Origin of the sequence: Dyadobacter sp. (assembly GCF_017744695.1) — a bacterium.
Classification (GTDB): Bacteria; Bacteroidota; Bacteroidia; order Cytophagales; family Spirosomataceae; genus Dyadobacter.
Genome location: NZ_JAGIAS010000001.1, coordinates 1,675,654 through 1,701,906 on the forward strand (window position 1 = coordinate 1,675,654; position 26,253 = coordinate 1,701,906).

Annotated in this window: 27 protein-coding genes; 14 read left to right on the forward strand and 13 right to left on the reverse strand. The window is 50.1% G+C overall.

Annotated elements, in window-relative coordinates; all coding sequences use genetic code 11:
- Nucleotides 1–17: 17 nt before the first annotated feature.
- Entirely contained in the window at nt 18–1,178 is a 1,161-nt protein-coding gene (locus J7619_RS06530; protein ID WP_291195804.1) for a methionine aminotransferase, read from the reverse strand.
- 99 nt (nt 1,179–1,277) lie between these two features.
- Nucleotides 1,278–1,889 (reverse strand): peroxiredoxin, encoded by a 612-nt coding sequence (locus J7619_RS06535; protein WP_291195807.1) that lies wholly within the window; start codon nt 1,887–1,889, stop codon nt 1,278–1,280.
- A gap of 148 nt (nt 1,890–2,037) precedes the next feature.
- Here J7619_RS06535 and J7619_RS06540 point away from each other — a divergent pair, with 148 nt between their 5' ends.
- Nucleotides 2,038–4,179: a TIM-barrel domain-containing protein gene (locus J7619_RS06540; RefSeq protein WP_291195809.1), complete on the forward strand. Its 2,142-nt coding sequence runs from the start codon at nt 2,038–2,040 to the stop codon at nt 4,177–4,179.
- A 4-nt stretch (nt 4,180–4,183) separates the two neighbouring features.
- On the opposite strand, the gene J7619_RS06545 is transcribed toward J7619_RS06540, so the two are convergent.
- Together J7619_RS06545 and J7619_RS06550 are read right to left on the reverse strand one after the other, a co-directional pair.
- Nucleotides 4,184–4,660: an NUDIX hydrolase gene (locus J7619_RS06545; protein ID WP_291195813.1), complete on the reverse strand. Its 477-nt coding sequence runs from the start codon at nt 4,658–4,660 to the stop codon at nt 4,184–4,186.
- 19 nt (nt 4,661–4,679) lie between these two features.
- Nucleotides 4,680–5,714: a LacI family DNA-binding transcriptional regulator gene (locus tag J7619_RS06550; protein WP_291195816.1), complete on the reverse strand. Its 1,035-nt coding sequence runs from the start codon at nt 5,712–5,714 to the stop codon at nt 4,680–4,682.
- A gap of 265 nt (nt 5,715–5,979) precedes the next feature.
- On the opposite strand from J7619_RS06550, the gene J7619_RS06555 reads away from it, so the two are divergent.
- The 7 genes from J7619_RS06555 to J7619_RS06585 all read left to right on the forward strand — a co-directional run bounded on the left by J7619_RS06555 (nt 5,980) and on the right by J7619_RS06585 (nt 13,331).
- Nucleotides 5,980–6,750, forward strand: a complete 771-nt coding sequence (locus J7619_RS06555) for an SDR family NAD(P)-dependent oxidoreductase (protein ID WP_291195818.1) — start codon at nt 5,980–5,982, stop codon at nt 6,748–6,750.
- Nucleotides 6,751–6,795: 45 nt separating this feature from the next.
- Nucleotides 6,796–7,626: a 5-dehydro-4-deoxy-D-glucuronate isomerase gene (gene kduI / locus J7619_RS06560; protein WP_291195821.1), complete on the forward strand. Its 831-nt coding sequence runs from the start codon at nt 6,796–6,798 to the stop codon at nt 7,624–7,626.
- Entirely contained in the window at nt 7,626–7,982 is a 357-nt protein-coding gene (locus J7619_RS06565) for a cupin domain-containing protein (RefSeq protein ID WP_291195824.1), read from the forward strand. Before kduI ends, J7619_RS06565 begins: the two co-directional genes overlap by 1 nt.
- A gap of 10 nt (nt 7,983–7,992) precedes the next feature.
- Nucleotides 7,993–9,930: a glycoside hydrolase family 88 protein gene (locus J7619_RS06570; RefSeq protein ID WP_409012707.1), complete on the forward strand. Its 1,938-nt coding sequence runs from the start codon at nt 7,993–7,995 to the stop codon at nt 9,928–9,930.
- An 11-nt stretch (nt 9,931–9,941) separates the two neighbouring features.
- On the forward strand, nt 9,942–11,477 hold the full coding sequence (locus J7619_RS06575) for a tagaturonate reductase (protein WP_291195827.1): 1,536 nt from the start codon (nt 9,942–9,944) through the stop codon (nt 11,475–11,477).
- Complete coding sequence (locus J7619_RS06580; RefSeq protein WP_291195830.1) at nt 11,458–12,774, forward strand: MFS transporter; 1,317 nt, start codon at nt 11,458–11,460, stop codon at nt 12,772–12,774. The genes J7619_RS06575 and J7619_RS06580 overlap by 20 nt, the downstream gene beginning before the upstream one ends.
- 122 nt (nt 12,775–12,896) lie before the next feature.
- Nucleotides 12,897–13,331: a nuclear transport factor 2 family protein gene (locus J7619_RS06585; protein ID WP_291195833.1), complete on the forward strand. Its 435-nt coding sequence runs from the start codon at nt 12,897–12,899 to the stop codon at nt 13,329–13,331.
- A gap of 30 nt (nt 13,332–13,361) precedes the next feature.
- Here J7619_RS06585 and J7619_RS06590 read toward each other — a convergent pair whose 3' ends face one another.
- Nucleotides 13,362–13,523 (reverse strand): hypothetical protein, encoded by a 162-nt coding sequence (locus J7619_RS06590; RefSeq protein WP_291195836.1) that lies wholly within the window; start codon nt 13,521–13,523, stop codon nt 13,362–13,364.
- Between the two features lie 98 nt (nt 13,524–13,621).
- Nucleotides 13,622–14,200 (reverse strand): DUF1016 N-terminal domain-containing protein, encoded by a 579-nt coding sequence (locus J7619_RS06595; protein WP_291195842.1) that lies wholly within the window; start codon nt 14,198–14,200, stop codon nt 13,622–13,624.
- Between the two features lie 136 nt (nt 14,201–14,336).
- Between J7619_RS06595 and J7619_RS06600 the strand changes: the two genes are divergently transcribed.
- Both J7619_RS06600 and J7619_RS06605 read left to right on the forward strand, forming a co-directional pair.
- On the forward strand, nt 14,337–14,777 hold the full coding sequence (locus J7619_RS06600; protein WP_291195845.1) for an SRPBCC domain-containing protein: 441 nt from the start codon (nt 14,337–14,339) through the stop codon (nt 14,775–14,777).
- Nucleotides 14,774–15,106, forward strand: a complete 333-nt coding sequence (locus tag J7619_RS06605; RefSeq protein ID WP_291195848.1) for a helix-turn-helix transcriptional regulator — start codon at nt 14,774–14,776, stop codon at nt 15,104–15,106. Before J7619_RS06600 ends, J7619_RS06605 begins: the two co-directional genes overlap by 4 nt.
- A gap of 3 nt (nt 15,107–15,109) precedes the next feature.
- On the opposite strand, the gene J7619_RS06610 is transcribed toward J7619_RS06605, so the two are convergent.
- The 3 genes from J7619_RS06610 to J7619_RS06620 all read right to left on the reverse strand — a co-directional run bounded on the left by J7619_RS06610 (nt 15,110) and on the right by J7619_RS06620 (nt 19,494).
- Nucleotides 15,110–16,324, reverse strand: coding sequence for an acetyl-CoA carboxylase biotin carboxylase subunit family protein (locus J7619_RS06610; RefSeq protein ID WP_291195850.1), 1,215 nt, complete (start codon nt 16,322–16,324; stop codon nt 15,110–15,112).
- A 136-nt stretch (nt 16,325–16,460) separates the two neighbouring features.
- Nucleotides 16,461–17,852 carry a M17 family metallopeptidase gene (locus J7619_RS06615; protein WP_291195853.1) on the reverse strand — a complete coding sequence of 464 codons (1,392 nt, stop codon included), beginning with the start codon at nt 17,850–17,852 and terminating at the stop codon, nt 16,461–16,463.
- A 76-nt stretch (nt 17,853–17,928) separates the two neighbouring features.
- Nucleotides 17,929–19,494 carry a M20/M25/M40 family metallo-hydrolase gene (locus J7619_RS06620; RefSeq protein WP_291195856.1) on the reverse strand — a complete coding sequence of 522 codons (1,566 nt, stop codon included), beginning with the start codon at nt 19,492–19,494 and terminating at the stop codon, nt 17,929–17,931.
- Nucleotides 19,495–19,639: 145 nt separating this feature from the next.
- Between J7619_RS06620 and J7619_RS06625 the strand changes: the two genes are divergently transcribed.
- Together J7619_RS06625 and J7619_RS06630 are read left to right on the forward strand one after the other, a co-directional pair.
- Nucleotides 19,640–20,563 carry a UbiA family prenyltransferase gene (locus J7619_RS06625; protein ID WP_291195859.1) on the forward strand — a complete coding sequence of 308 codons (924 nt, stop codon included), beginning with the start codon at nt 19,640–19,642 and terminating at the stop codon, nt 20,561–20,563.
- A gap of 2 nt (nt 20,564–20,565) precedes the next feature.
- Nucleotides 20,566–21,252, forward strand: coding sequence for a class I SAM-dependent methyltransferase (locus J7619_RS06630; RefSeq protein WP_291195862.1), 687 nt, complete (start codon nt 20,566–20,568; stop codon nt 21,250–21,252).
- On the opposite strand, the gene J7619_RS06635 is transcribed toward J7619_RS06630, so the two are convergent.
- Nucleotides 21,190–22,089, reverse strand: coding sequence for an EamA family transporter (locus J7619_RS06635; RefSeq protein ID WP_291195865.1), 900 nt, complete (start codon nt 22,087–22,089; stop codon nt 21,190–21,192). The genes J7619_RS06630 and J7619_RS06635 overlap by 63 nt on opposite strands.
- Nucleotides 22,090–22,261: 172 nt before the next feature.
- On the opposite strand from J7619_RS06635, the gene J7619_RS06640 reads away from it, so the two are divergent.
- Together J7619_RS06640 and J7619_RS06645 are read left to right on the forward strand one after the other, a co-directional pair.
- The gene (locus J7619_RS06640; protein ID WP_291195868.1) at nt 22,262–22,963 is read left to right on the forward strand and encodes an outer membrane beta-barrel protein; all 702 of its coding nucleotides are present in this window, start codon (nt 22,262–22,264) and stop codon (nt 22,961–22,963) included.
- A 68-nt stretch (nt 22,964–23,031) separates the two neighbouring features.
- Nucleotides 23,032–23,829 (forward strand): HAD family hydrolase, encoded by a 798-nt coding sequence (locus tag J7619_RS06645; protein WP_291195871.1) that lies wholly within the window; start codon nt 23,032–23,034, stop codon nt 23,827–23,829.
- A gap of 9 nt (nt 23,830–23,838) precedes the next feature.
- Here J7619_RS06645 and fabF read toward each other — a convergent pair whose 3' ends face one another.
- From fabF to J7619_RS06660, 3 genes are read right to left on the reverse strand one after another with little or no spacing between them, the layout of a single operon-like run.
- Entirely contained in the window at nt 23,839–25,089 is a 1,251-nt protein-coding gene (gene fabF / locus J7619_RS06650) for a beta-ketoacyl-ACP synthase II (RefSeq protein WP_291195874.1), read from the reverse strand.
- Between the two features lie 36 nt (nt 25,090–25,125).
- A complete protein-coding gene (locus J7619_RS06655) occupies nt 25,126–25,359 on the reverse strand; it encodes a DUF2798 domain-containing protein (protein WP_106597063.1) in 234 nt (77 codons plus the stop codon).
- 49 nt (nt 25,360–25,408) lie between these two features.
- A complete protein-coding gene (locus tag J7619_RS06660; protein WP_291195878.1) occupies nt 25,409–26,170 on the reverse strand; it encodes an SDR family oxidoreductase in 762 nt (253 codons plus the stop codon).
- Nucleotides 26,171–26,253 lie beyond the last annotated feature (83 nt).

Below are 26,253 nucleotides of genomic sequence, written 5' to 3' on the forward strand. Positions count from 1 at the left end.
AGTCTTCAACAATCTTTTTACCAACGTGCGGCGTTCAACAATCCTGCGGCTTTCAGCAAGGTTCCATCATGTTTGGCAAAGCAAAATCTAAGCGTCTTGAAGTCCGTTTCCCTTCCATAGAATGCAGATACCGGTATCGAAGCGACACCAATTTCCCTGGTCAGTCGCTCGGCGAGTGCGAGGTCGCTTTCTTCGGAAAGGTTGGCGTAGGAGACATTCTGAAAAAAGCTGCCTTCGGATGGTTTAAGGGCAAAACCAATATCCTTGATCGCGTTGTTGAACAGGTCCCGTTTGCGCTCGTAAAATGCGGAAAGTGACAGGTAATGCTCGGGTTCACTGAGGTATTCGGCCACCGCAAATTGAAATGGCGTCACGACGCTGAATACCAGGAATTGATGGATTTTCCTAAACTCGGCGGTAAGGTGAGGAGGTGCCAGGCAATAACCGAGCTTCCAGCCCGTCGTATGAAATGTTTTCCCAAACGATCCACAGACAAAGCTCCGCCCGGCAAGCGAAGGGATAGAAGCCACCGAAATATGCGTGCGTCCATCGAAAACAATGTATTCATAAACCTCGTCACTGATCACCACCAGGTCGTGCTCCTCCGCGAGGGAAGCCAGTGCCTGCAAATCCGAAGCCGCCCATACTTTGCCGGTAGGGTTGTGCGGGGTGTTGATCACAATCGCACGTGTTTTGTCCGTAACAGATGCTTTTACGGCCTCCCAATCGATTGAATCGTACTGTGGGTCGAGCGTTACGAAAACCGGAATGCCGCCGCTGAGCTCGATCGCCGGGACGTAACTGTCGTAGGCGGGCTCGAATACGATCACCTCGTCGCCCGGATGCACTACCGTACTGATTGCCACAAATAATGCCTCGGTAGCCCCGCTGGTAATGGTAATTTCTGTTACAGGATGGTATTCCCGGCCAGAGGCCTCAAAAGTCTTCCTGGCAATCGCTTCCCGCAGGGGTAATGCACCCGGCATAGGCGCGTACTGGTTTTTGCCGGACCGCACATATTTATCCACCAACCGCTGCAAGTCAGGCGAGCAATCGAATTCCGGGAAACCCTGCGCCAGGTTCAGCGCCTTGTGCTCTTCGGCCAGCGCCGACATTCTGGTAAAAATGGTAGTCCCGATGTTGGGAAGTTTCGATTGCAACCTGTTTTTCAATAACATATTCAAAAATGGTGTTAAACAAATACCGTGTCAGCGGCAAAACCAAAGATAATGCATGGTTGCCTGGCTGACACGGTATGAGCGCCAAATATGTAATTTCTATTGCCTGCCGTCGTAAACTGCTTTCAAAACAGTTTTAATCTCTGGCGTATTGTCAAAATTTTCGTCTACGAATGCGTATCCAATCCGGCGGTCGCGACCGAGCACAAACAGCGAAGGCGTAAAAACCTCTTCCGAAATCCCTGCAATGCGATCCCAGATCGGGGAAGTTTCAGAAAACACACCGTAGGAACGTGCTACATTGTAATTTTTATCGTGGTAAATCAACGCCCCGGTGTCCAGTTTTCTGGCAATGCGGCCGATTTCCTTTTGAGATTCGTTCGTCAATACCAACAGCTGCCCGCCCAAAGCTTCGGTCTGCGGAGCGAGCGCCTTCAAGGCTTCCAGGTGCCTGGGCGCGTAACTTCCCCAGCAATTGCAATAAAAACTGAGAACAAGCGGCTTGAAACGGACCAGATCGAGGACTGATCTCAGGTCGCTGTCCGGCGAAGTGCCCGTCAGCGACGTCACCGGAAACCCTTCCTCGTTCCGGAGATAAAACAGCGGTGCCAGTTCTCCTATTTTGGGTGGCTCAATCGGCTCTTCCGCAATCCTTTGTTTGAGTTGTAAGGTGGACACGTTGCCCAGTTCGTCTTCCATTTCGTAGTACATAATGCCAGGGGTCTTCTGAGTTCGAAGCTCAAATTTAGAATTATCCTATTTATCCTACAAATTTAATAGACTTATTTTACCACCATTATTTCTTAGTATAAAAAATCAATAACCACTTATAACATCGATCCAAGAGCCTCTAAACCCCATGCGCTACCTTAACCTAGTCCTTTCGACCCTGTTTTCAATCCTCCTCCCCTCCCTGCTTTTCGGGCAGATTATCACCTGGAAAGAGATCCACCCGGGTGTCTGGAAGGGTACCGCAGGCAAACCGGATGCCTACGACCTGCTCAAAGCGGCAGAAGCTACCGCCTCGCCCGCACTTGCGAAACTGTCCAGACAGGACTTTCCGCTGGATAAATCGGCTATTGCATTTCAATTGAACAATGGGAAATCCTACCTGCGGTTACCGTTACAGAGAAATGAGCAGCTTTATGGCTTCGGACTGAATTTCCAGACCATCCACCAACGCGGCCGCATTATGCAACTCCACGCCGACCACTACGGTAAATCGGACAATGGCCGCACACACGCACCGGTTCCATTTTATGTATCGTCACTGGGCTACGGCGTCTTCGTCAATTCCGCCAAGTACATCGACGTGTACGCAGGCTCGGGCGTACGCAAGGACAGCAAAAATCCGCCCAAAGTGATGGACCGCAACACCGATAAAAACTGGGAAGCCCATCCCTATTCCGACGCCGTTGAAATGCTGATACCTGCCGAGGGCATTGAAATATATGTTTTCGCCGGGCCCAAACCCGTCAATGCAATCGAACGCTTCAACCTGCTGAGCGGAGGAGGTTGCCTGCCGCCGCGCTGGGGGCTGGGCTTTACACAGCGCGTCCACCGGCTCTACACGGCCGATCAGGTCAAGCAGGAAGCCAAAGCATTTGAAGAAAAAGGCTTCCCGCTCGACTTCATTGGTCTTGAACCCGGCTGGCAAACCAAGTCCTATCCGTGCACGTTCGAATGGGACCGCTCGCGTTTCCCCGATCCGGCGGGCTTTGTGAAGGATATGGATCAAATGGGTGTTAAAATCAATCTTTGGACAAACCCGTATGTCTCGCCCGATGCCTCTATTTACAAGGCGATAAGCCCCTACACCGGTTCTCATACTGTCTGGAACGGTATCGTTCCTGACCTTTCGATGCCGCAAGCCCGCAAGATTCTCTTTGACCAGTTTGAAAAGGAGCATGTCAAAATCGGTGTCAGCGGCTACAAGATCGATGAGGTGGATGGTTTCGACTCCTACCTCTGGCCGGATGTAGCCACATTTCCATCGGGCCGCTCATCCGAGCAAATCCGCCAGACGTACGGACTACTCGTGCAGAAGCACAGTTTTGAAGTGTTCCGCCGCAACAATATGCGGACGTACGGGCTCGTGCGCGCGTCCAACGCAGGCGGCGCATCATTTCCCTATGTGATTTATAATGACAATTACAGCCACGAAGACTTCATTACCGCGCTCATCAACAGCGGCTACGCGGGCGTGCTGTGGACACCCGAGGTGCGCGCATCGAAAACCGCCGAAGAATGGCTCCGGCGCTTCCAGACGGTATGTTTCTCCCCCATGGCGATGATCAATGCGTGGTCGAGCAGCATGCAGCCGTGGACATTCCCTGAGGTGGCGCCGCAAATCAAGGCATTGGCGGAACTGCGGATGCGCATGATGCCCTATTGGTACTCCGAATTCGCCAAATACCATTACAACGGCACGCCGCCATTCCGCGGAATGAACCTCGAAGAAGGTTTTGGGATAAATATGGAAAAGGAAAAAACCGCGACTAACCTGCATGAAAACCCTTACGAGGAAGCTGTCACACGCGAGGTAAAAGACCAGTATATGGCCGGCGAATATCTGCTGGTGGCACCGCTCTTTACCGGCCAGACTTCGCGAAAAGTGATTTTACCCAAAGGAAAATGGTACGACTTCTACACCGGCAAACTGGCAGGCGACGGGGAGGTAATTACCGTTAACCCGGGAATGGACCAAATCCCTGTTTTTGTTAAAGACGGAGGCATTATTCCCATGATGCCTGCCCTGCTCCACGCGCCGCGTTCAGGAGCAAAAACGGACATCGAAATCCGGCATTATGGCGAAAAGAATGCCAGCTACAATCTCTACGACGATGATGGTGAGACATTTGCTTACGAAAAAGGCGCATTTTCCTGGCGTACCGTTAAGGTCGAGCGGCAGGGAGGGCAATTGAAAGGCAGCATTTCAGCGCCTGAAAATGGCAAGCCTGATACCATCGGCCGTGTGACCTGGCGCTTTATGACGAAATAAGTAATTATCCGGCGTCGAGATCCCGGAAGGCGGCGGTGAAGTGTCCTCTTTCGAGTGGCTTTTTAGCCAAAGCATCCGCCAAAAACTCCGGATAGACACGGATCGAATACAAATCCGTCACATCATGCCAGTGAAACAGTAATTCATCCTGCCCTTCCACACCGAGAAAATCGTCCTGGGAGGGCAGGTCTTGAATCTCCATTTCAAAGTAGAAGCCTATCTCGTGGTATTGATCTCCATTATAGAGGAAGAAATTCTCCGAGACCCACAGCATTTCGCCGGCCTCGGCGTCGAGTCCGGTTTCTTCCTGCATTTCACGCTGCAAGGTGTCTTTTGAAAATTCGAACAGCTCGCAGCGCCCACCAGGAAGCGTCCAGAAATTGTCGGAAGGAGTTTTATGCAGAAGCACCTTGCCATTCAGTACCGCCACGCCGGCGACCCTGTAATTGAACAATGCTCCATCGATGCGCAGGCTGATCATCCGTAATGCGGTTTTTCCACTAAACTACTGTTTTTCCCACAGAAGACTCCCGTATTGTCAGAGCAGTTTTGAGCGAACGCGTTTCGAATTTCTCGTCTTTTTGAGGATGCTCGATCAACCGGATCAACAGCTCAACAGCCTGCTGGCCCATTTCCATCGCAGGCTGCATAACAGTCGTCAACGGCGGGTTGAGCAAATTGGCCACGCTGATATTGGTAAAGCCGACAATCGCAATTTCATCAGGCACCCGGATGCCTTTCCTTTGAAATACCGACATACACCCGGTCGTAAGCCGGTCGCTGGCTGTGAAAATGGCATCCGGCGGCTCGGGCAGTGAGAGCAGTTCTTCTATGGCAGCCTCGTTTTCGGCCTCTATTTTGCCCCCATACAGGCAATATTTGACATACGACTCATCGAATGGGATGCCATAGTCTTCCAATGCTTTTTTATATCCCGCAAGCCGCTCGGTGGTAATCGACAAATAAATAGGGCTCGTGAGATGCGCAATACGCCTCCGCCCCGACAGGATCAGGTGCTCGGTAGCCTCGTAACTTCCCGTAAAATTGTCGGCCACAACCTTATGCGTCTCGATATCATTAGGTACACGATCGAGAAACACGATTGGCAGTCCTTTTTCCATCAATTCCTGAAAGTGTACAAGATTGGTGGTAAGGCTGGCCAGTGACACCAGCAGCCCATCCACACGCCTGGAAACCAGGTAGTTGGTATTCGCCACCTCCCTTTCGTAAGAATCATGACTCTGGAAGATCACCACATGGTAGCCCAGGTTATAAGCAATGGACTCGATACCGTTGATAAGCTGGGAGAAAAAATGATTGGCGATTTCGGGGATAATGACGCCTATCGACTTGCTTTTGCTATCCTTCAAGCTCAGCGCAATGGGATTCGGGCGGTAGTTCATCCGCTCGGCGTACTCCATCACCAGCTTTTTGGTTTCAGGGTTAATCTCGTAGCTATTTCTCAATGCACGCGAAACTGTCGAGGTCGACAGATTCAGTGCCTTTGCAATATCCTTGATGGTGATGGTTTCCAATGGAAAAATTGGTTTATTCCAACTTATTATTCGTTTCAAAACATCCTCTCAACCTCTTCCCCACTCTGCCGGACTGCCAATTTATCCTAAAATTTACAATCATCCGGCCCAACTGACAACGTTCCCGATAACGATTGCACAAAAAAAGACAATTCGTTATTTGATTTTTCTGATTATTCAGTCTAACATCGTTTGGTTCGGGTCTATTTACTACCGACGCTAAAATTATCGGATACCCCGAAAAAGACAAATCATAAACCCATTAATGAATACCGTTAATCTATTTGATCTGACCGGAAAGACAGCATTAGTAACCGGCTGCAATCGTGGCATCGGGAAAGCCATGGCCGAAGCGCTTGCGGAAGCCGGTGCGGACATTATCGGCGTCGCCTCTTCAGAATTTAAAGCGGACAACGAAACAGAACGTGTTATCCGGCAAACAGGACGGAAATTCCACCCTTATCAGGCCGATCTGGGCGACCGTGAAAAGCTTTATCAGTTTATTCTTCAGGTTAAAAAGGATCACCCGGTCATCGACATTCTTGTAAATAATGCAGGGATTATTCTGCGTGAACCAGCGGCCGGTCATCCCGACGAGTACTGGGACAAAGTACTGCATATCAACCTGGACGCCCCTTTCATACTCGCCCGCGAACTAGGCAGGGAAATGATCGGGCGCGGGTCAGGCAAGATCATTTTTACGGCTTCGCTGCTCACATTCCAGGGAGGCATCAATGTACCCGGTTACACGGCCTCCAAGAGCGCTATCGGCGGCCTGGTGAAGGCATTGGCCAACGAATGGGCCGGCAAAGGCGTGAATGTGAACGCTATCGCGCCGGGTTACATCAATACCGACAATACCGAGGCGTTACGTAACGACCCCGTACGCAGCAAGTCGATCCTAGACCGCATTCCGGCCGGACGCTGGGGCTTGCCGGAAGATTTCAAAGGCCCGACACTCTTCCTGGCTTCGGAAGCATCGAATTACGTGCATGGCACCATACTGACCGTCGATGGCGGATGGATGGGCCGTTAATCAATACCCTATTTTATACAGAGAACTTCAAAAGTAGCCGCATACATGCAAATCAGATTTGAAAGCAGCCGGAAAGAAGTAGCGCAAATGGATACCGATACCCTGCGCGACAATTTCCTTGTGAAAGATATCTTCCGGGATGACGAGATCCATTTCGTATACAGCCATTACGACCGCGTGATCATCGGCGGCGCCATTCCGCTGGCGACACCGCTAGTCCTCCCGACATTCGAAGCATTAAAAGCCTCCTATTTTCTCGAAAGACGCGAAATAGGCATTATCAATATCGGCGGCGACGGCGAAGTGATTGCCGATGGCGAACATTTCCCGATCAGCAAGTTGGGTTGCGTGTATGTTGGAAAGGGGACAAAAGAAGTGTTGCTAACGAGCAAAAATCCTTCGGAACCAGCCGCATACTACCTGCTTTCCTCGCCTGCGCATCAAACCCACCCGACGCGCCTTTTTACCAAGGAAGACGCAACGCCGGCCACTGTCGGCAGCATGGAAACTTCGAACCATCGTACTATTTACAAATACATTCATTTGGACGGCATCCAAAGTTGCCAGCTCGTGATGGGACTTACGGTACTGCAAACGGGCAGCGTTTGGAATACCATGCCTTCACATGTGCATGACAGGCGCATGGAGGCCTACTGCTATTTCGATGTCCCTGAAAATCAAAGGGTGTTACATTTAATGGGCGAACCTTCGGAAACCAGGCACTTGTGGGTGGCCAACCGGCAGGCCGTGATTTCGCCTCCCTGGTCGATCCACTCGGGATGCGGCACGTCCAATTACGCGTTCATTTGGGGAATGGCCGGTGAAAACAAGGATTATACAGACATGGACCCGGTACTGATCAGCGATCTCAGATAATGGAAGCACTCAAAGAAAAGGAATTCATCGCCGATAGCGAAATCGCCTGGGAAGACCTCGGAGGCGGCCTTAAACGCAAGATCATGGCCTACGATGCTAATCTGATGATGGTCAAGGTCGCATTTGAGACAGGTGGGATCGGCACGTTGCATAGCCATTTCCACACGCAGATGAGCTACGTCGAGAGCGGCGAGTTCGAGATTACGATCGGGGAACGGAAGCAAGTTTTACGACAGGGCGATGTTTACTACATCCCGCCACATGTGGTGCATGGTGCATTGTGCCTTTCGGCCGGCATGCTGGTCGATATTTTCACTCCCATGCGGGAAGATTTTGTAAGTATTCCAAAGGTATAACCCCTTGCTGATGGCCATTTCTCTACCCCGTTTCCGCTCTTTCACACTCTGGATCGCCTGCTTCGCGACTACCTGTGTGTTTGCGCAGGAGCTGCCGATGTCGCGCCGGATGGCGGATTCCTTTATAGCTAACCATAAGGATTCAATATTGGTGGGAAAAAACACCGCCACGAAATGGGACTACGAGCAGGGGTTAATGCTGAAAGCCATCGAAAAAGTATGGTACCGGACCGGCGAAGGCAAATATTTCGAATACATCCGGAAGGACATCGACCAGTACGTTCGCCCCGATGGTAGCATTCGCACCTACCGCGCCGACGAATTCAATATTGACAACATCCCGCCCGGCCGCGTCTTACTCACCCTGTACCAGCAATCATTACCGGATAAAGAGAAATACAAAAAAGCGGCCGATCTGCTCTGGAAGCAATTGGAAGAGCAACCTCGGACCAAAGAAGGCGGTTACTGGCACAAAAAGCGCTATCCCAACCAAATGTGGCTCGACGGCCTGTTCATGGGCGAGCCGTTCGCAGCGGAATACAGCCTCATTTTTCATCACCCCGAACATTTCAACGATATCGTCAAACAATTCGCTTTGATTGAAAAATATGCCGTGGATGAAAAAACGGGGCTCGTTTACCATGCCTATGACGAAAGCCGCGAACAGCCATGGGCCGACAAAAAAACCGGTCGTTCCCCCAGCTTCTGGGCGCGGGCGATTGGCTGGTACGCCATCGCGCTTGTGGATGTACTCGATTACCTGCCCGCGCAACATCCGGGGAGACCGCAACTGATAGGCTATCTGCAAAGACTGGCCCCTGTTTTGGCCAAATACCAGGACCCGGAATCCGGTGCATGGTACCAGGTGATCGACCAGGGCAAGCGAGCCGGAAACTACCTCGAAGCGTCGGCCTCGTGCATGTTCGTATATGCGCTCGCGAAGGGTGCGAGACTGGGCTACATTCCTGAAAAATTTGCGGCAAATGCCCAAAAAGGTTATCAGGGAATATTGCGAAATTTTGTAGAAAAGGAGGCCAATGGCACTTTAAGCCTTCATAAAACCGTGAGCGTCGGCGGCCTTGGCGGAACGCCTTACCGTGATGGTTCGTACGAATACTACCTCAGCGAACCCATTCGCAAGAACGATTTGAAAGGTATCGGGCCGTTCATTTTTGCGAGTATTGAAATGGAGATTGCCGCCGAGAATGCCATAGGAAAGGGTAAGACGATCGGTCTGGATTACTATTTCAATCACGAAAACCGAAAAGACCTTACCGGCGCGCAGGAGCAATTCCACTATACCTGGGAAGACCGGATGCATTCGGGTTTCTGGCTTTGGGGTAATACTTTCCGGGAATTGGGTGCCAAAACCATATCACTGCCCACTGCACCGACAGCTGCCAGTTTGAATAACGTCGACATTTACATTGTGGTCGACCCCGACACCAAAAAGGAAACTTCGGAGCCGCATTTCATCGACGATAAGGCCATTACTGAAATTGAAAAATGGGTAAAATCAGGCGGTGTACTGGTGCTGATGGCCAACGACACCGCCAATTGCGAGATCCCGCATTTCAACAAGCTCGCCGCGCGGTTCGGCATGCAGTTCACGAATAAGAACCGGAATATGGTACAAGGCACGCAGTTCGAGCAGGGTAAACTAATGATCCCCGCCGAGGCGAAGGCTGTTTTTCCTCACACAGAAAAAATTTACATCAAAGAGCTTTCGCCACTGAGTATCACGCCGCCCGCCAAATCCTTGCTGACCGACCAGGGCGACGTCATTTTCGGAATTTCCAGATATGGTAAGGGTACCGTGTTCGCCGTCGGCGATCCCTGGCTTTACAATGAATATGTTGACGGCAGGAGGATCGACACCAGCTTCGAGAATTTCGAGGCAGGCAAGGACCTCGCCGGTTGGTTGTTGAAACAGGTTGTCAAAAAGTAAATCTTAACGCTATGGGGCATCTCTTCCGGGAAAACCTTCGCCAGCTCAGGAGCCAACCCGCCGTGGTCGTGGCCGATGATTCCGTATTCCAACTGCCGGAAAAAGTGCTGCAATTCGGCACGGGCGCGTTCCTGCGCGGTCTGGCCGATTATTTTATAGACAAAGCCAACCGGCAAGGTGTCTTCAATGGCCGGATCGTGGTCGTTAAATCGACGGACCAGGGCGATACCAAGGCATTTGAGCGACAGGATAACCTTTACACCATTTGTTCGCGTGGCATTCAGGACGGCGAACCGAAGGAGGAAAACGTCATTTCTTCGGCTATCAGCCGGGTGCTTTCAGCCAAAACACAATGGTCGCTGGTACTGGACCTGGCCAAAAATCCGGCCGTCACCCTCGTCATCTCCAATACGACCGAAACCGGCATTCAACTCGTTCAGGATGACATTTACCAATGGCCTCCCGTGTCCTTTCCCGGGAAACTGCTGGCCTTTCTTTACGCGCGCTATGTCGCATTCAGTGGCAATTCCGATTTTGGAGTAGTGATTATCCCAACAGAGCTGATTGCCGACAATGGTAAAAAACTCGAATCCATTATCCTCGAACTCGCCCACCGCAACGGCCTGGAAGGCGCGTTCATCGACTGGATCGAACAATGCAATTTCTTTTGTAACTCCCTTGTCGACCGCATTGTACCCGGCAAACCCGACGAAGCGCGGCTGAAAGAGCTCGAAGAAGAGCTCGGCTACCGCGATGAGCTGCTCATCACCACCGAGCATTACCATTTGTGGGCCATCGAAGGAGACGAGCGCATCCGCCAGAAAATCGGCTTTTACGGCATCGACGAGGGGCTCGTCATCGAGCCGGATATCGAACAATACCGCGAGCTCAAACTCCGCCTGCTTAACGGCGCCCACACACTCGGGGGCGGGTTAGCACATTTATGTGGTTTCAAAACCGTGGTGGAAGCCATGAACGACCCGTTTTTTTCCGCATTCATTACGCATTTGATGGAAAGCGAAATTGCGCCCGCCATTCCATACGACGTCCGCCCCGAAGTTGCGCTGGCATTCAGCCGGCAAGTCGCCGACCGTTTCCGCAACCCGCATATTTTACACAAGTGGTTTAATATCAACCAAAATTATTCCGCCAAGATTCTTTCCCGGGTCATTCCGACCTTTCTTAACTATGAGGCAAAAAATAGTTATCTGCCCGAATACATGACTTTCGGGCTTGCGGTTTTCATTCACTTTATGAAAGCCGTGAAAAAGGAAGGCGACAGTTATTACGGCCGCCTCGACGGCGTTCCTTACCTGATCCAGGACCCCAAAGCCCCATTCTTTTACCAGAAATGGCAAATGGCATCTTTGCCCGACATGGTGCTGGCGATATTAAAAGAACAGTCGATCTGGGGCCGTGACCTGAATAAAATCGATTCTGTACACAGTTCCATTGTCGGACATCTTCAATCCATTGCGCAAAACGGCATTATTGAAACACTTAAAACGCTTTTAGAAAGAACGGAATATGCGCTCTCACAATCCTGAACCTACAGAACTCCAAGTGGAGACCAAAAAGACCAGCTATCGCTGGCGCGTAGTAGCGCTCCTGTTCTGCGCAACGACCATCAACTACCTCGACCGCCAGGTGCTCGGGTTGCTTAAACCGACGCTGGAAGCCGATTTCGGATGGACGGAATCTGATTTCAGCCACATTGTAATGGCATTTCAGGCAGCCTATGCATTTTCGCTGATCGGTTTCGGGGCTATTATTGATAAAATCGGCACCAAAATAGGCTACGTGATCTCGGTGGTCGTGTGGAGTATCGCGGCCATGCTGCATGCCGTCGCGACAGGCACATTCAGTTTCGGTTTCATGCGGGCCATTCTCGGGCTTGGTGAGGCGGGCAACTTTCCCGTGGCGATCAAAGCGACCGCCGAATGGTTTCCCAAGAAAGAGCGGGCATTGGCAACGGGTATTTTCAATTCCGGAGCTAACATCGGCGCGGTTGTGGCCCCTATTATGGTCCCCTGGATTCTGGGCGCATATGGCTGGCAGGAAGCATTTCTGATCACGGGTGCATTAGGATTTGTATGGCTCATATTCTGGTGGCGCTATTACGAGCTTCCCGCCAAGCAAACACGCGTCAATCAGGCCGAGTATGACTACATCCACAGTGACAACGAAGCCGATACCAGCAAGGAAGCACCCGTTAAGTGGCTCCAACTTTTCAAAATCCGGCAAACCTGGGCATTTGTGTTTGGCAAAATGCTCACCGACCCGATCTGGTGGTTCTTTCTCTACTGGCTACCCTCCTATTTTGCGGAAGCATTTAAATTGAACCTTTCCAAACCCAGTCCGGAACTGGTGATCGTATACACGGCAACCACCGTGGGGAGTATTGGCGGCGGGTATTTGTCGGGCTATTTTATCAAAAAAGGCTGGCCGGTGTTCCGCGCCAGAAAAACCTCGATGCTCATTTTCGCGTTCCTGGTAATGCCTATTATGGCGGCTCAGTACACCACTAACATTTGGCAGGCGGTCGTGTTGATTAGTCTCGCAGCGGCGGCGCACCAGGCCTGGAGTGCAAATATTTTCACGACGGCGTCGGATATGTTTCCTAAAAAGGCTGTAAGTTCGGTTGTCGGTATCGGTGGTATGGCCGGATCAGTAGGAGGTATCCTCTTTCCTCTTTTGGTAGGGATCATTCTCGACAACTACAAAGCTGCCGGAAACATAGGCGGAGGATACAACGTCATTTTCATCATCTGCGGGTGCGCATACCTGCTCGCGTGGGGAGTAATGCACGTTTTCTCGCCAAAAATGGAGAGGGTGGATATGTAGTACTTCGGCTTTCGGCCGTCGGCTATCATACCTGATCGTTTTATGAGAGTCCATAGCTGAAGTCCGACAGCCGATTGCTGAAGCCCGACAGCCGAAGTTTTATCCTAATTCCTTATTAATCGATGAAAAAAACATTTTTGCTCCTTGCGTTCCTTTTGATAGGTAATGCATTCGTATTCGCCCAAAGTGCCGATGAAAAAGCCGTTGCCGCGACCGTTGAAAAACTTAAAACCGCGATCATCAGCGCCAATGAGGCTGATTTGAAAAAACTGACTTCACCATCGCTGTCTTACGGTCATTCCAACGGCCTTTTGGAAGATCAGAAAGAATTCATCCGTGCCCTCGTGAGCGAAGAATCGAAATTCACCAAAATCGATTTGAGTGACCAAACAATTTCCATTTCCGGCGACGTCGCTTTGGTTCGTCACAAGCTGTTTGGCGACACGCATAATAAGGGAAAAGATCCGGCGCAAGTGAAGCTCGGCGTATTAATGGTATTTCAAAAAGTGAAAGGAAACTGGGTGTTGCTCGGCCGTCAGGCATTCAAGCTGGTTTAACCTTCTTCAAAATACATTCAAACGGGTCTGCTAGTCACTTGGCAGGCCCGTTTTTGTATTCAAAAAGTCGCGTTGCTCCATTTTGTGCCGTGCAATTTCAACCGCTTTGTGCAGCTTTTCCTGTAAAACCTGTTGCGAAGGCAACGCCGTCAGGTAATCGGCCACGCGAATGTTACTTTGCCCCAGCTGCATGAGCTCGATATGCGCGCCATGAATGCGAAATCGGTGCCCATTTCAATGATGAAGCGTTGCAACTCTACAATGATCGACGCTTCGAGGTCCTTTTCCGATTAGGCGTCTTTTAAGCCCAGAAAATCGAGAAAATACGGGTCTTTGAAAACAAGATCAGGGTTGAGTTTTTGTTCGGTTTTTAGTAGTTGGAGATCGTTGATAATGACATCCTCAGGCTTTTTGCTGATGGCGGTGCGTTCGTAGAGCATGGATTGAATCCGTTCCCGGAACGTCCGCACACTCCATTTTTCGTGGATGCACATTTGGATGTAGAATTCGCGTTTTATTGCGTCCAGAATTGGTAGGATCTCCATAAAATGTGACCAACTCAATTGTAGTATCAGCGATACGACAATTTGTTCCTCTGGGAAAAGCTCCGCAAACTGGATCATTCTCCTCAGACTTTTTTCTGAAAATGACTTTCCATACTCACCCTCCAATTGTCGCGACAGTGTCGCGACAATCTGTTTTCCATATTCTGCGCGCTCTTCTTTCAAAATTTCCTGTCGGATGACCGTTCCGATTTTCCAATACAACAGACTCATTTCCGCATTGACAGAAACGGCAATATACTGCCTACTAGCCTGTATTAGGTTTTTTACGGTGTTGAATAGCGTGTTATTCGTGATCGTGTCCATAGCGAATGAGTTTAAGTCTACCCATTTAGACGCTCACCTTCTATTTCGGTCACACACTTCTACAAAGTTTTTCATCCAAAAAATTGCGTAACAAAAAAGCTACATATAAGTTTACGTAACTAAAAAGTTACACATCATGAAGCGCGATATCAAACTCAAATGGTTTTACCCTTATCCACCCGAGATGATTTGGGAATGCCTTACTAATCCGGAAATCCTCACTAAATGGAGCCCTATGAAGGATTTCAAGCCGGAAATAGGCTTTGAATGCCAAACGCAGCAAAAGCCACGGCCGGCACAGAATTGGGACGGGATTATGTACCACAAAATCCTGGAAATCGAGCCGTTGAAAAGGCTTTCTTACAGCTTCAAAGGCGGGCCGAAGCCGGGTGTCACCACGCTCGATACCGTTGTAACATGGATTCTGGAGCCGAAAGACGGCGGCACCGAACTCCGTCTGGAGCATACCGGATTTGCAGGCCCGAAAAACATGCTCACGAGCTTCATTATGGAAATGGGGTGGAAAAAAATCGTTAATAAATCACTCAAAAAGGCTTTCGAAGCACATTTCCAATGAGTCCCGAAACAGCGGATGCCTTCCAGGCCCTGGCGGATCGGGGAAGGAGGGAGATATTAATGATGGTTGCTAAAGAAAAACGCTCGATCAATGCGATCGCGGAGAACTTCGACATTAGCCGACCGGCAGTTTCCAAACATATCAAAATCCTTCAAAATGCGGGATTTATAAATATCGAGGAGAAAGGTCGTGAACGATATTGCGTACTGAACCAGAATGGCTTCAGCGAAGTACAGCAATGGATCAATATGTTCGAGGAATACTGGACGACACAATTCAAAAGCCTGGAAAATTACCTGGCTGCCAATGTACCAACCCCTAAAAAGTAACCATCAATGCGCCGGTTTCTTCGGGGCCGGCGCAGAAGCATGGTATTTTTTCTGAACAATGGCGGCATACTTATCCATCAGCTCCAACACCTTGTCGCGGGATTTGGACCTCACCACCAGTCCCACGTGGTGCGGCTCGTTCATGCGCCATACCACTTCCGGATCGTTGAAAACCGACAGGTCAGGCCACTCCTGGCGTGCCAGCGAGATAATAATGCCTGAATACTCTTTTCGCACTGGGGGTAATTTGTAATTTTCACCCTTGGCCTCCGCGGTTTCCATCCGAGCCCATTCTTTCCACAGGTTAATGCCCGACGAGGCTTCGACCATCTCGGAAAGATGCGCGCCGCCAACGCGGGACGACGTTTCGAGGAAATAATATTTACCATCGTCATAGCAACGGATCACTTCGGTATGTGACGCGCTATGTTTCAATCCAAAAGCTTTAAGCAAATCCACGGCGAGTGTCTGCAATGCATGCTCCTCGGAAGAGTCGAGCGGCACCGTAACGGAGCGGAATATACCGCCCCCATGCGCTACGTCGAAAGGCGGTGCAAGGTATTTGCTGTTCCAGGAAAATATAACAATACCGTTGTAGGAAATCGAATCGACATGATAGACATCACCCGGCTTGTATTGCTCCACCAAATAGGCGTGACGCTTATCTCCCAGTTCATGAATGGTGTTCCAGAGTTCCTCGGCCGTGCTTAACTTCTGAATACCCGAAGCCGAAGCCTCCGAGCGAGGTTTGATCATCCACGGGCCAGGATATTTTTCGATGAAACGATTGATCTGATCATCGTTAAAAAGCGCCGAAAAGCCCGGGACAAGAATGCCTGATTCCAACGCTTTTGTACGCATAGCGAGCTTGTCGCGAAAATAGCGGCCGGTGGTTTGGCCCATGCCGGGAATCCGGAAATACTCGCGGATATGCGCCGCCTTCTCCACATCGAAATCATCAAGCGCAACCACGCGGTCGATCGGGCGCGTGCGCATCACGTACGCAAGGCCGGTAATGATCTCGTTCATATTATACGTACCATCCTCCCCCTCTTCCACATAAAAAAACTCATCCACGGCATCCCTGACCCAAGGTTTATCTTCCAGTTTTTTCGCGGTGATCAAAAAAACCTTGTTACCAGCGTCTTTCAGCGCCTGCAAAAAATCATTGCCCTTGAAATAGGTGGAAATGCAGAGAAAAGTCAGAGTTCGGGTCATAAAATGTGATTTGGTGAACGGTAGCGGCATTTGCGGACGAGGCATGCCGCAAAGCATATATTCTCAAATCTAGCAAAAAGAACCATTTTGGCAAGAAAAGCCCCGGTTAAATTTCCGTTATACCGGGGCTTTGTCGCTAACCTGCGAGTTTCGACAGGTAAGCGATCAGTAACCGCACGCCGTAGGCCGTTCCAGCGCGACCAGGAGCAAACTCGGTGTCACCGAATGCCATTCCGGCGATGTCGAGGTGCGCCCAGGCGGAATGTCCGGCAGTAAATACTTCCAGAAATTTGGCCGCGACAATAGCGCCAGCCAGTGGTTTACCATGATAGTTCTTCACATCCGCGATGTCGGAGCTGATCTCTTCTTTGTATTCATCCCAAACCGGCAGTCGCCACAACCGTTCGCCGGTTTCGTCGGCTGCATGAATGAGCTCCGTTGCGAGCTCGTCATTAGGTGTGAAAAGTCCTGCCGCTTCATAGCCGAGTGTCTGGATAATGCTGCCCGTAAGCGTTGCGAGGTCGATGAGCACGTCGGGTTCAAACTGTTTGACGGCATAATGCAGGCCATCGGCAAGAATCAGCCTGCCCTCAGCGTCGGTATCGATTACCTCAATCGTTTTACCCGCGTAGGAACTAATTACGTCCCCGGGTTTCATAGCCGAACCGTCGACTGAATTCTCAGTGGAAGGAATCACGCCGACAATGCGGACGGGCAGTTTCAGCCGTGCCGCCAGTTCGATAGTACCCAAAACGGCCGCCGCTCCACCCATATCGCTTTTCATCAAATGCATATTGGCCGATGGCTTGATCGAGATACCGCCCGTGTCGAAGGTAACGCCCTTACCCACCAGCGCCACCGTTTTAGCGTAATGCGCTGGTTGATAGTCCGAAACGATCATCACCGGCGGCTCATCACTTCCTTTGTTGACAGCCAACAATGCGTGCATTCCCTGTAATTCCAACGCAGCCTTCTCCAATATTTCAACCGAATACCCATGCTCCGCACCCGATTTCCGGGCCCATTCAGCCAGCGTTGCCGGCTTCTTATAGTTGGACGGCGCATTCATCAAATCCATTATCCGGATTTGTACCAAAGCTGTCGTCAATGCAATCCTCGCCGATTCTTCCACATCCGAACCTTCATCTACCAAAATCGACAATGTACCTGATTGAAAGAATGCACTCACCGCTTTCGGCTCCGTTTTGTAGAGTTGCAGGTCGTAACCTCCCAAAGCAATACCGTTTACCGCATTACCGACCCACTCCCCCTCTCGCCCGCGTGCGTCGAGCGTGATGTGCACGGGCCAGCGATCTTTTCTTTTGAAAAAAAGCGAGCGGAAAATTCTGGTAACAGCCGGGAGTTTCGGTTTTTTTCCCAGCCCTAACCATAGCTCCTTTGAAGAATACCACCACATTTCCCCCTTTTCCGCTTTGAACATTTCCTGGTTAGCGGGTTCGGCTCCTTGTTCGAACGGGCGGACGAGCAGTACATCCTCGATAGGCTCTTGTATGATCTCTATTTGCATTGTATTCGAAATTCGGGTTAATAAAAAAGCAAAGACAATATATGCCTTTGCTCTTAAAAAATGGGTTATGCAGGCATTAATCCAGTCCGCCGCGACGTGTGGGCTTGCGCGGTTCAGGCCATGCTCCCGGTACGCCTTTGGCACCCAGGGGCAAAATGCTCTTGTCACGGGAAGTTTTCGCAGGGTCTTCGCTCGCCTGATAAGCCAGAATTGCCGCCAATATCGCATTGCTGCGCACGTCGTCGAATACAATCTTATCATAAGTATCGCGGTTGGTATGCCACGTGTAGGTGCCGTACGACCAGTTCAGCGAACTCAATGAGAATGCCGGTGCACCCACCGCTACAAACGATGCAAAGTCAGAACCGCCGGTCCCGGGAGCGCCGGGAAACTTAGTCTCGATAGGCGTACGGATCGGATCGGGAACCTTGGAAAGCCAGCGGGTGAGGTATTCATAGGCATTCAAAAAGCCCTGCCCGGATAAATTAACCACCCTGCCTGTGCCATTGTCCTGATTAAATACAGCCTGAATATTCTGCACGATCTCCGGATGGTCCTCCACAAATGCGCGGGAGCCATTCAGCCCCTGCTCTTCGCTTCCCCAGTGGCCGACCAGAATCGTCCGTTTAGGATTAGGATACACTTTTTTCAAGATCCTCATGGCTTCCATCATCACCAGCGTACCGGCACCATTGTCGGTAGCGCCGCTGCCGCCGTCCCAGGAGTCGAAATGCGCAGAAAGGATCACATATTCGTTCGGCTTCTCGGTGCCTTTAATCTCTCCCACCGTATTGAATGTCTGGCTTATACCTGTCTCCTTCGCATCTGCGCGCACGCTGATTTTCGGCGTGTGCCCCGATTCGGCGAGGCGATAAAGCAATCCATAGTCTTCGAGTGAAATATCCACCGTCGGAATGGTCTTGGTATAAGCACCGAAAATTTTATTAGCCCCAAAACCTTTTGACCAATAAGACATGACCACACCCGCAGCGCCCGCTTTCTCCAATGCCAACGGCAATGCACGGGAAGTATAACCCGTCTTTTTCAGGCGGTTCGCCCACGCGTCGGTCTCTGCGTCGCGATCCTTTTTCATTTTTTCAAACGACTCCTTCGTCGCGAACTCCTGCCAGTTATAATCCGGCCGGCCAGTGGGCTGGTTCATGCTAATGAGCACAAACTTGCCTTTCGCCGATGGCAGCCATTTCTGAAATGCCACCGAATCGGCCACGTCGGGCAGGATTACCACGTCGGCGGTTACCGTTTTGCCGTTGGTGCCGGGGCTCCACGCGAGCTGCATGCCTTCGAGCGATTTCACGCGCGGCGCCACCATGTCGATGTGCGACACGCCACGTTCCCAGCCACGCCATTCACCCCATTTTTCATTTTTGGCGCTGATACCCCAGCCTTTGTATTTGGCCACCGCCCAGTCGTGTGCCTGCTGCATCTGCGGCGATCCTACAAGCCGGGGACCGATCACGTCCATCAGTTCATGCCCTAGTTTTTCCAGTTGTGAATTTTCGCTAGCCTCCTTTACGATGCTTTCAACAACAGGATCTTTCCCGACCGATTCTTTACTTTGCGCAAAAACAAAACCGGCCTGGCTCGAAAGGCAAAGGGTCAGGAGCAAATAGATTTTTTTCATGGAATTGGTGGTTTAAGAAATATCGTTACCCAATGTAGGAAATCACTATGACGCTTTCCGTACGCTCTTAAAAAATTCTAAATTGATATTTTAATTATATTATTCCGGCACCAGGCATTAATGGCGTGCTGGTTCACAGGCAGATATGTTAAACCGGATTATCGCATTTGTATTTTTTGCCAACTATTTCGTCGGACTGCTGGCGGTAGCATTATCGCTGGAAACTGCCTTCCAGCTTAACGTTCCGCTCAATTCGCCGGTCTATTACATTCTCCTTTTCTGCACTACCGTATTCTATTACACGATCGCGTATTCAGGACCGGTTATCCCGAAAGTTTCGGCCAATCCCCGGACGGAATGGTACCGGCTGCATTACCGGTTTGTGCGGGTAAGCCAGGTGTTCCTGTTCAGTATCTGCGGGCTGTTGGGAGTGTGGTATCTGGTAGAAAACTTCCATGCGATCATGCATTTGCCGCTCTACTACTGGCTGATCTTATCGGTTGTTCCTCTTGCCGCGATCCTGTATTACGGTTTACTTCCCAAATCGCTCATTTCATTCAATCTGCGGCGTACCGGCTGGCTGAAAGCATTCGTGATCGGGTTTGTTTGGGCAGGATGTGTCAATCTTTTTCCCGTAGCTGCCCTGCGGATCGAGCGGGGCGTTACTGTTGCCGAACCTTTGCTGATGCTCTGGCTTTTTACCAAAAACTGGATGTTCTGCACCGTCAATGCCATTATGTTCGACATGAAAGATTATGAGGATGACGCGAATATCGAATTGAAAACATTTGCCGTGCGAATGGGACTTCAGAAAACCATTTACGCCGTGCTGGTACCGCTTTTGCTGGTTGGTCTCGTTTCCTTCCTCGCATTTGCCATTTACAGGCATTTCGGCATTCCGGCGATCCTTTTCAACATCGTGCCGTTCGTGTGCCTGCTGGTCGTGGCATTTTCGCTGCAGAGGCGGCAAAGCATTTTGTTTTACCTCATCGTGATCGACGGGTTGTTGCTCGTCAAGGCATTATGCGGGATCGCAGGCAGCTTTTTTGTGCATCAAAACCTGCATTAGCCATGCTGAACAACTATGACCGCATTGCCTCAAACTACGACAGATTGAGCAGGCTGATATTCGGGAAAGCAATCGTGCGTGCGCAGCAGGCATTGCTACCGCTCATAACGCCTCCCGCACGCGTACTTATCGTGGGCGGGGGAACCGGTTGGATACTGGAAGAAATGACCAGGATTCACCCGTCAGGATTGTCGATCGATTATGTCGAAATCTCTTCCAAGATGCTCGATCTTGCCCGAAAACGGGATATTGGGGACAACCACGTGACATTCGCACATGCGGCTATCGAAGATTACGTCACGCCGGCTGTTTATGACGTGGTGATGACACCGTTTCTTTTCGACAATTTTAGTCCTGCCCGTGCCTCGGAGGTTTTTCAAAAATTGGATAATTTGCTCAAAACCGGTGCACTATGGCTCTTCACCGACTTCCATATCGACAAAGGCATGCATCGCATCTGGCAAAAAGCATTGCTACGGTTAATGTATGTTTTCTTTCAAAATATCAGTCATGTAGAAGCCAGTCAACTGCCTAACATGCAAGATCTTTTTGACTCTCATGACTATTACCTGACTTCCCAAACTTTACATTTCTCCGGCTTCATCCGTTCGGCTGCATACCGCAAATCAAGCGACAGCGGTGCGGCGACGGCCAAAAATAAACCGCTCGTTGAAAATAATGATCGATAGCAAGATCAATGAGTAGGCAGTGACCTGCATCGAATTGATCGGCTCATGGAAGTAGAACAAGGCGATCGCGAAGTTCATCAATGGATTGATATACAACAAAATACCCATTGTAGATGAAGTCACTCCCTGCAATGCATACAAATTCATAAACAGCGGGATGATGGTGAAAACAACCGCTATCAGGGTGATGAGTATGTAAAAAGATGCCTCCGTGGGTAGCGCCGCGCTATATTCGGGATAAAAAGGCAGAAGCAGCAGCGCAGAAAAAACGATCTGGATAGTGAGTACCAGAAATTTATCGATCCCTGCGTTCTTGCGCTGACTTACGAGATAGAACGCATAAGAAGCCGCGACGATCAGACTGTACAGGATATCGGCTATATTATTGAATGACAACAAAATGCAGCTCAAAACACTGAGCATCACTGCCGTCCATTGCCATTTACTGAGCTTTTCATCCAGCACGAAAAAAGCGATAACAGTGGTCATGATCGGGCATACGAGATAGGCAAACGAAGCCGCTTTCACGCTGATGTGGTTCATCACGTAAATGAAGAAAAACCAGTTGGCGGTCAACAACACACCGCCGATCAACGTCAGGAATGAGACCTGCCGTTTCCGCGCCACAGGCATCGCTTTGAACGCCGCGACGCTCTCTTTCAGCACTTTCACGCGCACAAACAAGCTGATCACCGCCATCACGGCAGCACACATAAAGACGCGGTAAAATAGGATGTCAAGCGATGGATATCCTTTCAACGGTTTAAGGGCCAGGCTGAAAAAGCCCCAGATCAGAAACGAAACAAATGCGGTGAGGTAGTACTTCGAAAATTTCATCAGGCTGTCGATGTGGTGTGGACCTTATTTCCGAAACAGCAAAAAAGGCGACCAGGTTCGTACCATGTGGCCGGGCAGGGACATTTACCTTTGAAATTTAACCTTTAAGCTATGCAACCGTTGGTTGACGTATCGTGTCAACCAGACAGTTTCCATGCCAAAACCCATGTCCATGAAAATTTTTTCCATCCTTCCCTTCCTGTTAATCTGCCAGATCGGCTTCGCCCAGCGAACCACATTTTCTGTTGGTCTCAACAGCGGCATTTCACGCTTCTCGGGCGCGAGCGCGCACGGCACCACTTCCCTGACCATCGGCGGCTCATTTTGTCACTGTGAATCGCAAGCGGCCAGTTCACTAGGCAATCTGCCCGCTGCTACCGTCGGGGCCTCCGCCATTGTCCAGCGTGAATTTAAGAGTCATTTCGTGGTCAGCCTTGAGGCTGGATATGAAATATTGCGTACCCGCATTAAGGTGGATCAATATCAGCTCGATGACATGATCGTAAAGACAGACGGCGTAAATATTACCCGGCATCAATTCGTCAATGCATTTCCCAGTGCAGGATACAATTTTCGTTTGAATGAAACACTTAATCTCACAGTTACCGGCGGGATCGATCTGGGTTTTGGCTTAAAAAGTTCGAGTAGAACGACTATCCCGGATTTCTCCGAAAATTTATACACCGACCAGGATAATCTGGTGCAGAAAGTCGATCACCGTGCAAGGATCCAGGCCAAACTGGACGGCAAACGGCTGGGCTTCACCGCCAGCTACGCACATGGCACCCGGAATTGGCTCAACGGCTGGGCGGGTGGCCCTACCGACCTTCATATGCGCGTCTGGCGCGTGGGCGTACAGTACCGAATATTCTAAAAAAGCAGTAAAAGAGGAACCATAGTCGGCTTATTTGGCTTGATTAGTAAGGCAATATTTAATCAAGTATGACATTTTCCGACATCCGGCTGGTGGCTACCGATATGGACGGTACGCTTTTGAACTCCAAACACGAAATCCACGAATCTTTTTTCCCTGTTTTCAGAAAACTTAAAAACCACGGAATCATTTTCGTCGCAGCCAGCGGTCGTCAGTATTTCAACCTCGCCAAAACCCTCGATGCAGTGAAGGACGAAGTCATTTTCGCCGCTGAGAATGGCAGTTATGTCGTTTTCAGGGACGAAGAAATCCACATTCAGGCTATCGATCCCGAGATTACCCGCGAGCTGATCCTGATTTCAAGAAAGATTAAAAATACCTACCCGATCATTTGCGGGAAGAAAAAGGCTTACGTCGAGGATGACGACGAGGAATTTATCAATCACCTCAAACTCTATTTTGAAAGATACGAAGTAGTAAATGACCTGCTCGAAATCACCGACGATCAGTTTTTGAAATTCACATTATGCGACCTGGCCGGTTCGGAAGTAAACAGCTATCCGCATTACAAAAAATATGAGCAGGACCTGCAAGTGAAAGTGTCCGGGCCGATCTGGCTGGATATTTCGCACAAAAAAGCCAATAAGGGCCGTGCAATGGAGGTTTTGCAGGAAAAATTCAAGGTAACGGCTGAACAAACGATGGTGTTCGGAGACTACCTGAACGACCTCGAAATGCTTCAAAAAGCGCATTACTCGTACGCCATGGCCAATGCACACCCGGATATCAAAAAAATAGCCCGTTTCATCGCCAAAAGCAACGATGAAAACGGGGTTGTGGAAGTCCTTTCGGAAATCACGGAGTAAGGCAATGCCCTACTCCGTATATTTTTTGAATATGGAAGTCGCCGTATGCCCTCCGAAACCGAAGGTATTGTTCAGCGCGTAGTTCACTGTCTGGTTCAACGACTTGCCCAGCACGATATTCATACCTTCCGGGATCGCCTCGTCGAGGTTCTCGGTATTGATGGTACCCGGGATGATATCGTTCTTCACCGCCAAAGCACAAACGATGCTTTCCAAGGCTCCCGCCGCGCCCAGCAAGTGGCCGGTCATCGACTTGGTAGCACTAATGGCCACCGGGTGATCTCCAAATACCGTTTTCATACCTTGCAGCTCGCTCATATCGCCTAATCCCGTGGATGTAGCGTGCGCATTCACGTAATCGATCTTGTCCGGTGTAATACCTGCTTCTTTCAAGGCTTTCCGCATACCTAATGCAGCCCCCATACCGTCCGGAGGAGTTCCGGTGAGGTGGTAGGCGTCCGCAGCCATTCCGCCACCGACGATTTCGGCATATATTTTGGCACCTCTCGCTTTGGCATATTCCAGGTCTTCGAGAATCAATGCGGCAGCACCCTCACCCATTACGAAACCGTCACGGTCCTTATCGAATGGTCTTGAAGCGGTCGCAGGGTCGTCATTTCTTTTCGAAAGCGCCTGTGCCGCGCTGAAACCGCCCAATGCCGAGTAGATAATCGCCGCCTCGGAACCACCGGCTACCATCAGCTTCGCCTTGCCGATGCGGATAGTGTCGAAAGCGCTGATCAGCGCCGTATTCGAGGAAGCGCAAGCCGAAACCGTGCAATAGTTCGGCCCATGTAATTTATGACGGATCGAAATGACGCCCGCTGCAATGTCCACGATCATTTTAGGGATAAAGAAAGGGCTGAAACGCGGTACACCGCCCGATGCGTGGAATTCCAGCAACTGGTCTTCAAATGTGCCCATCCCGCCGTTTCCGGTCGCCCAGATTACGCCCATATCGTGGCGGTCTTCCAGATCGATATTCGCAAAATCCAACCCTGCGTCCTTAATCGCCGTGTCCGACGCCGCAATCGCGTATTGGGTATGCAAATCGTATTTCTTGATTTCCTTCTTTTCGATATAGTCTTCGGGATGGAAGTCCTTCACTTCACAGCCGAACTGTGTTTTGAATTTGGAAACATCCATTTTCGTAATGGTAGCAGCACCGCTTTTACCATCTACAATATTTTGCCAGAATTCCTCCACAGAATTCCCCAGCGGAGAAATAACCCCCAGGCCGGTTACTACTACTCTTTTCATACAGTTTAATTATTTGATCCAAGACATCAGGAGCGTTTAGTCAACCTCCTGAGTCAGTGTATCTTTAAAGATGTCGTCGACCAGTTTCTGCACCTTCGGCCCAATCAGCAGGATTGCCGGGATGACGATCAGATACGACATGCTCCAAGATTTGAGCCAAATCACCAAAAAATTGGCAACAAATCCAATATTTACAGAGATCAAAGTAAAGGAAATTATCCCCGTTGTAACGATCCCCATGATCATGGCAAATGCGATTTTCTGTCTCATACCGGCCGTGTTTTTTGTGTATTAAAGGTTACTTTCCTGAAAGCTTATCTCAGGCAGTTTGAAGCTCTACACCCGGATTCATCGCCTGCAAAGCGGCAGCCGGGTTGCTCAAAAAGAGATTGAATACATCGGCGGTACGGCCTGTCAGTATTTCGTAGGTATTGTTTTCAAATGCTTCCACGAGCTCGTCAGCCACTTGTTTGGCAGGAATGCCATTCGTAGCGCCACCGATTTCTGCCGAAAACTCGGTATCGACCAGCGGAGGCAGGATTTCGAATACTTTGATTTTGGAGGATTTACTTAGTGCAATGCGCAGCGACTGGGTGTAGGAGTGCAATGCAGCTTTGCTCGCAGCGTAAGTGGGTAGAAAGTGGTTGGGAACAAGCCCTGCGATGCTCGAAACCGCCACGATAGCAGCCTCATCAGCCTTTTGAAGCAACGGCAGCAATTTCTGGTTCAGGCGGATAATGGCCAGATAGTTGGTGGCGATTTCCTCTTCGGCGAGTGTTGCAGCGTCCTCATCACCATCCAGGTGGTAATAAGCTGCCTTTCCCGCATTATTAATTACAACATTCAATGCAGGAAACTCATTTTCCAGGCGGGCAACGAGCGCATCCGTAGCTTGTTTATCGACCACATCGTAGACGATCGGCGTCACATTGGTCAGCTGCGCAGCGGCTTTTTGCAAACGTTCTTCATTGCGACCGGTAATGATTACATGATTTCCTTTTGCGGCAAATGCTTTCGCGAATTCGAGACCAATACCGGCACTTCCGCCAGTGATCAGGATTGTATTTCCAGTAGTTTTCATTGTTTTCGAGTTTAAAATATACCAATCGGTATTTTATTTGAGAAAATTAAAACCGGCATTTACCCGGCCCTTTCCGTGAATTG

Coding starts and splice junctions, on each gene's coding strand:
- J7619_RS06580 (WP_291195830.1), top strand. CDS start 11,458: ATGCGCTCTCACAATCCTGAACCTACAGAACTCCAAGTGGAGACCAAA.
- J7619_RS06535 (WP_291195807.1), bottom strand. CDS start 1,889: ATGTACTACGAAATGGAAGACGAACTGGGCAACGTGTCCACCTTACAA.
- fabF (WP_291195874.1), bottom strand. CDS start 25,089: ATGAAAAGAGTAGTAGTAACCGGCCTGGGGGTTATTTCTCCGCTGGGG.
- J7619_RS06530 (WP_291195804.1), bottom strand. CDS start 1,178: ATGTTATTGAAAAACAGGTTGCAATCGAAACTTCCCAACATCGGGACT.
- J7619_RS06640 (WP_291195868.1), top strand. CDS start 22,262: ATGAAAATTTTTTCCATCCTTCCCTTCCTGTTAATCTGCCAGATCGGC.
- J7619_RS06605 (WP_291195848.1), top strand. CDS start 14,774: ATGAGTCCCGAAACAGCGGATGCCTTCCAGGCCCTGGCGGATCGGGGA.
- J7619_RS06590 (WP_291195836.1), bottom strand. CDS start 13,523: ATGCAGCTGGGGCAAAGTAACATTCGCGTGGCCGATTACCTGACGGCG.
- J7619_RS06615 (WP_291195853.1), bottom strand. CDS start 17,852: ATGCAAATAGAGATCATACAAGAGCCTATCGAGGATGTACTGCTCGTC.
- J7619_RS06540 (WP_291195809.1), top strand. CDS start 2,038: ATGCGCTACCTTAACCTAGTCCTTTCGACCCTGTTTTCAATCCTCCTC.
- kduI (WP_291195821.1), top strand. CDS start 6,796: ATGCAAATCAGATTTGAAAGCAGCCGGAAAGAAGTAGCGCAAATGGAT.
- J7619_RS06625 (WP_291195859.1), top strand. CDS start 19,640: ATGTTAAACCGGATTATCGCATTTGTATTTTTTGCCAACTATTTCGTC.
- J7619_RS06585 (WP_291195833.1), top strand. CDS start 12,897: ATGAAAAAAACATTTTTGCTCCTTGCGTTCCTTTTGATAGGTAATGCA.
- J7619_RS06565 (WP_291195824.1), top strand. CDS start 7,626: ATGGAAGCACTCAAAGAAAAGGAATTCATCGCCGATAGCGAAATCGCC.
- J7619_RS06575 (WP_291195827.1), top strand. CDS start 9,942: ATGGGGCATCTCTTCCGGGAAAACCTTCGCCAGCTCAGGAGCCAACCC.
- J7619_RS06610 (WP_291195850.1), bottom strand. CDS start 16,324: ATGACCCGAACTCTGACTTTTCTCTGCATTTCCACCTATTTCAAGGGC.
- J7619_RS06630 (WP_291195862.1), top strand. CDS start 20,566: ATGCTGAACAACTATGACCGCATTGCCTCAAACTACGACAGATTGAGC.
- J7619_RS06655 (WP_106597063.1), bottom strand. CDS start 25,359: ATGAGACAGAAAATCGCATTTGCCATGATCATGGGGATCGTTACAACG.
- J7619_RS06600 (WP_291195845.1), top strand. CDS start 14,337: ATGAAGCGCGATATCAAACTCAAATGGTTTTACCCTTATCCACCCGAG.
- J7619_RS06555 (WP_291195818.1), top strand. CDS start 5,980: ATGAATACCGTTAATCTATTTGATCTGACCGGAAAGACAGCATTAGTA.
- J7619_RS06545 (WP_291195813.1), bottom strand. CDS start 4,660: ATGATCAGCCTGCGCATCGATGGAGCATTGTTCAATTACAGGGTCGCC.
- J7619_RS06595 (WP_291195842.1), bottom strand. CDS start 14,200: ATGGACACGATCACGAATAACACGCTATTCAACACCGTAAAAAACCTA.
- J7619_RS06635 (WP_291195865.1), bottom strand. CDS start 22,089: ATGAAATTTTCGAAGTACTACCTCACCGCATTTGTTTCGTTTCTGATC.
- J7619_RS06620 (WP_291195856.1), bottom strand. CDS start 19,494: ATGAAAAAAATCTATTTGCTCCTGACCCTTTGCCTTTCGAGCCAGGCC.
- J7619_RS06660 (WP_291195878.1), bottom strand. CDS start 26,170: ATGAAAACTACTGGAAATACAATCCTGATCACTGGCGGAAGTGCCGGT.
- J7619_RS06570 (WP_409012707.1), top strand. CDS start 7,993: ATGGCCATTTCTCTACCCCGTTTCCGCTCTTTCACACTCTGGATCGCC.
- J7619_RS06645 (WP_291195871.1), top strand. CDS start 23,032: ATGACATTTTCCGACATCCGGCTGGTGGCTACCGATATGGACGGTACG.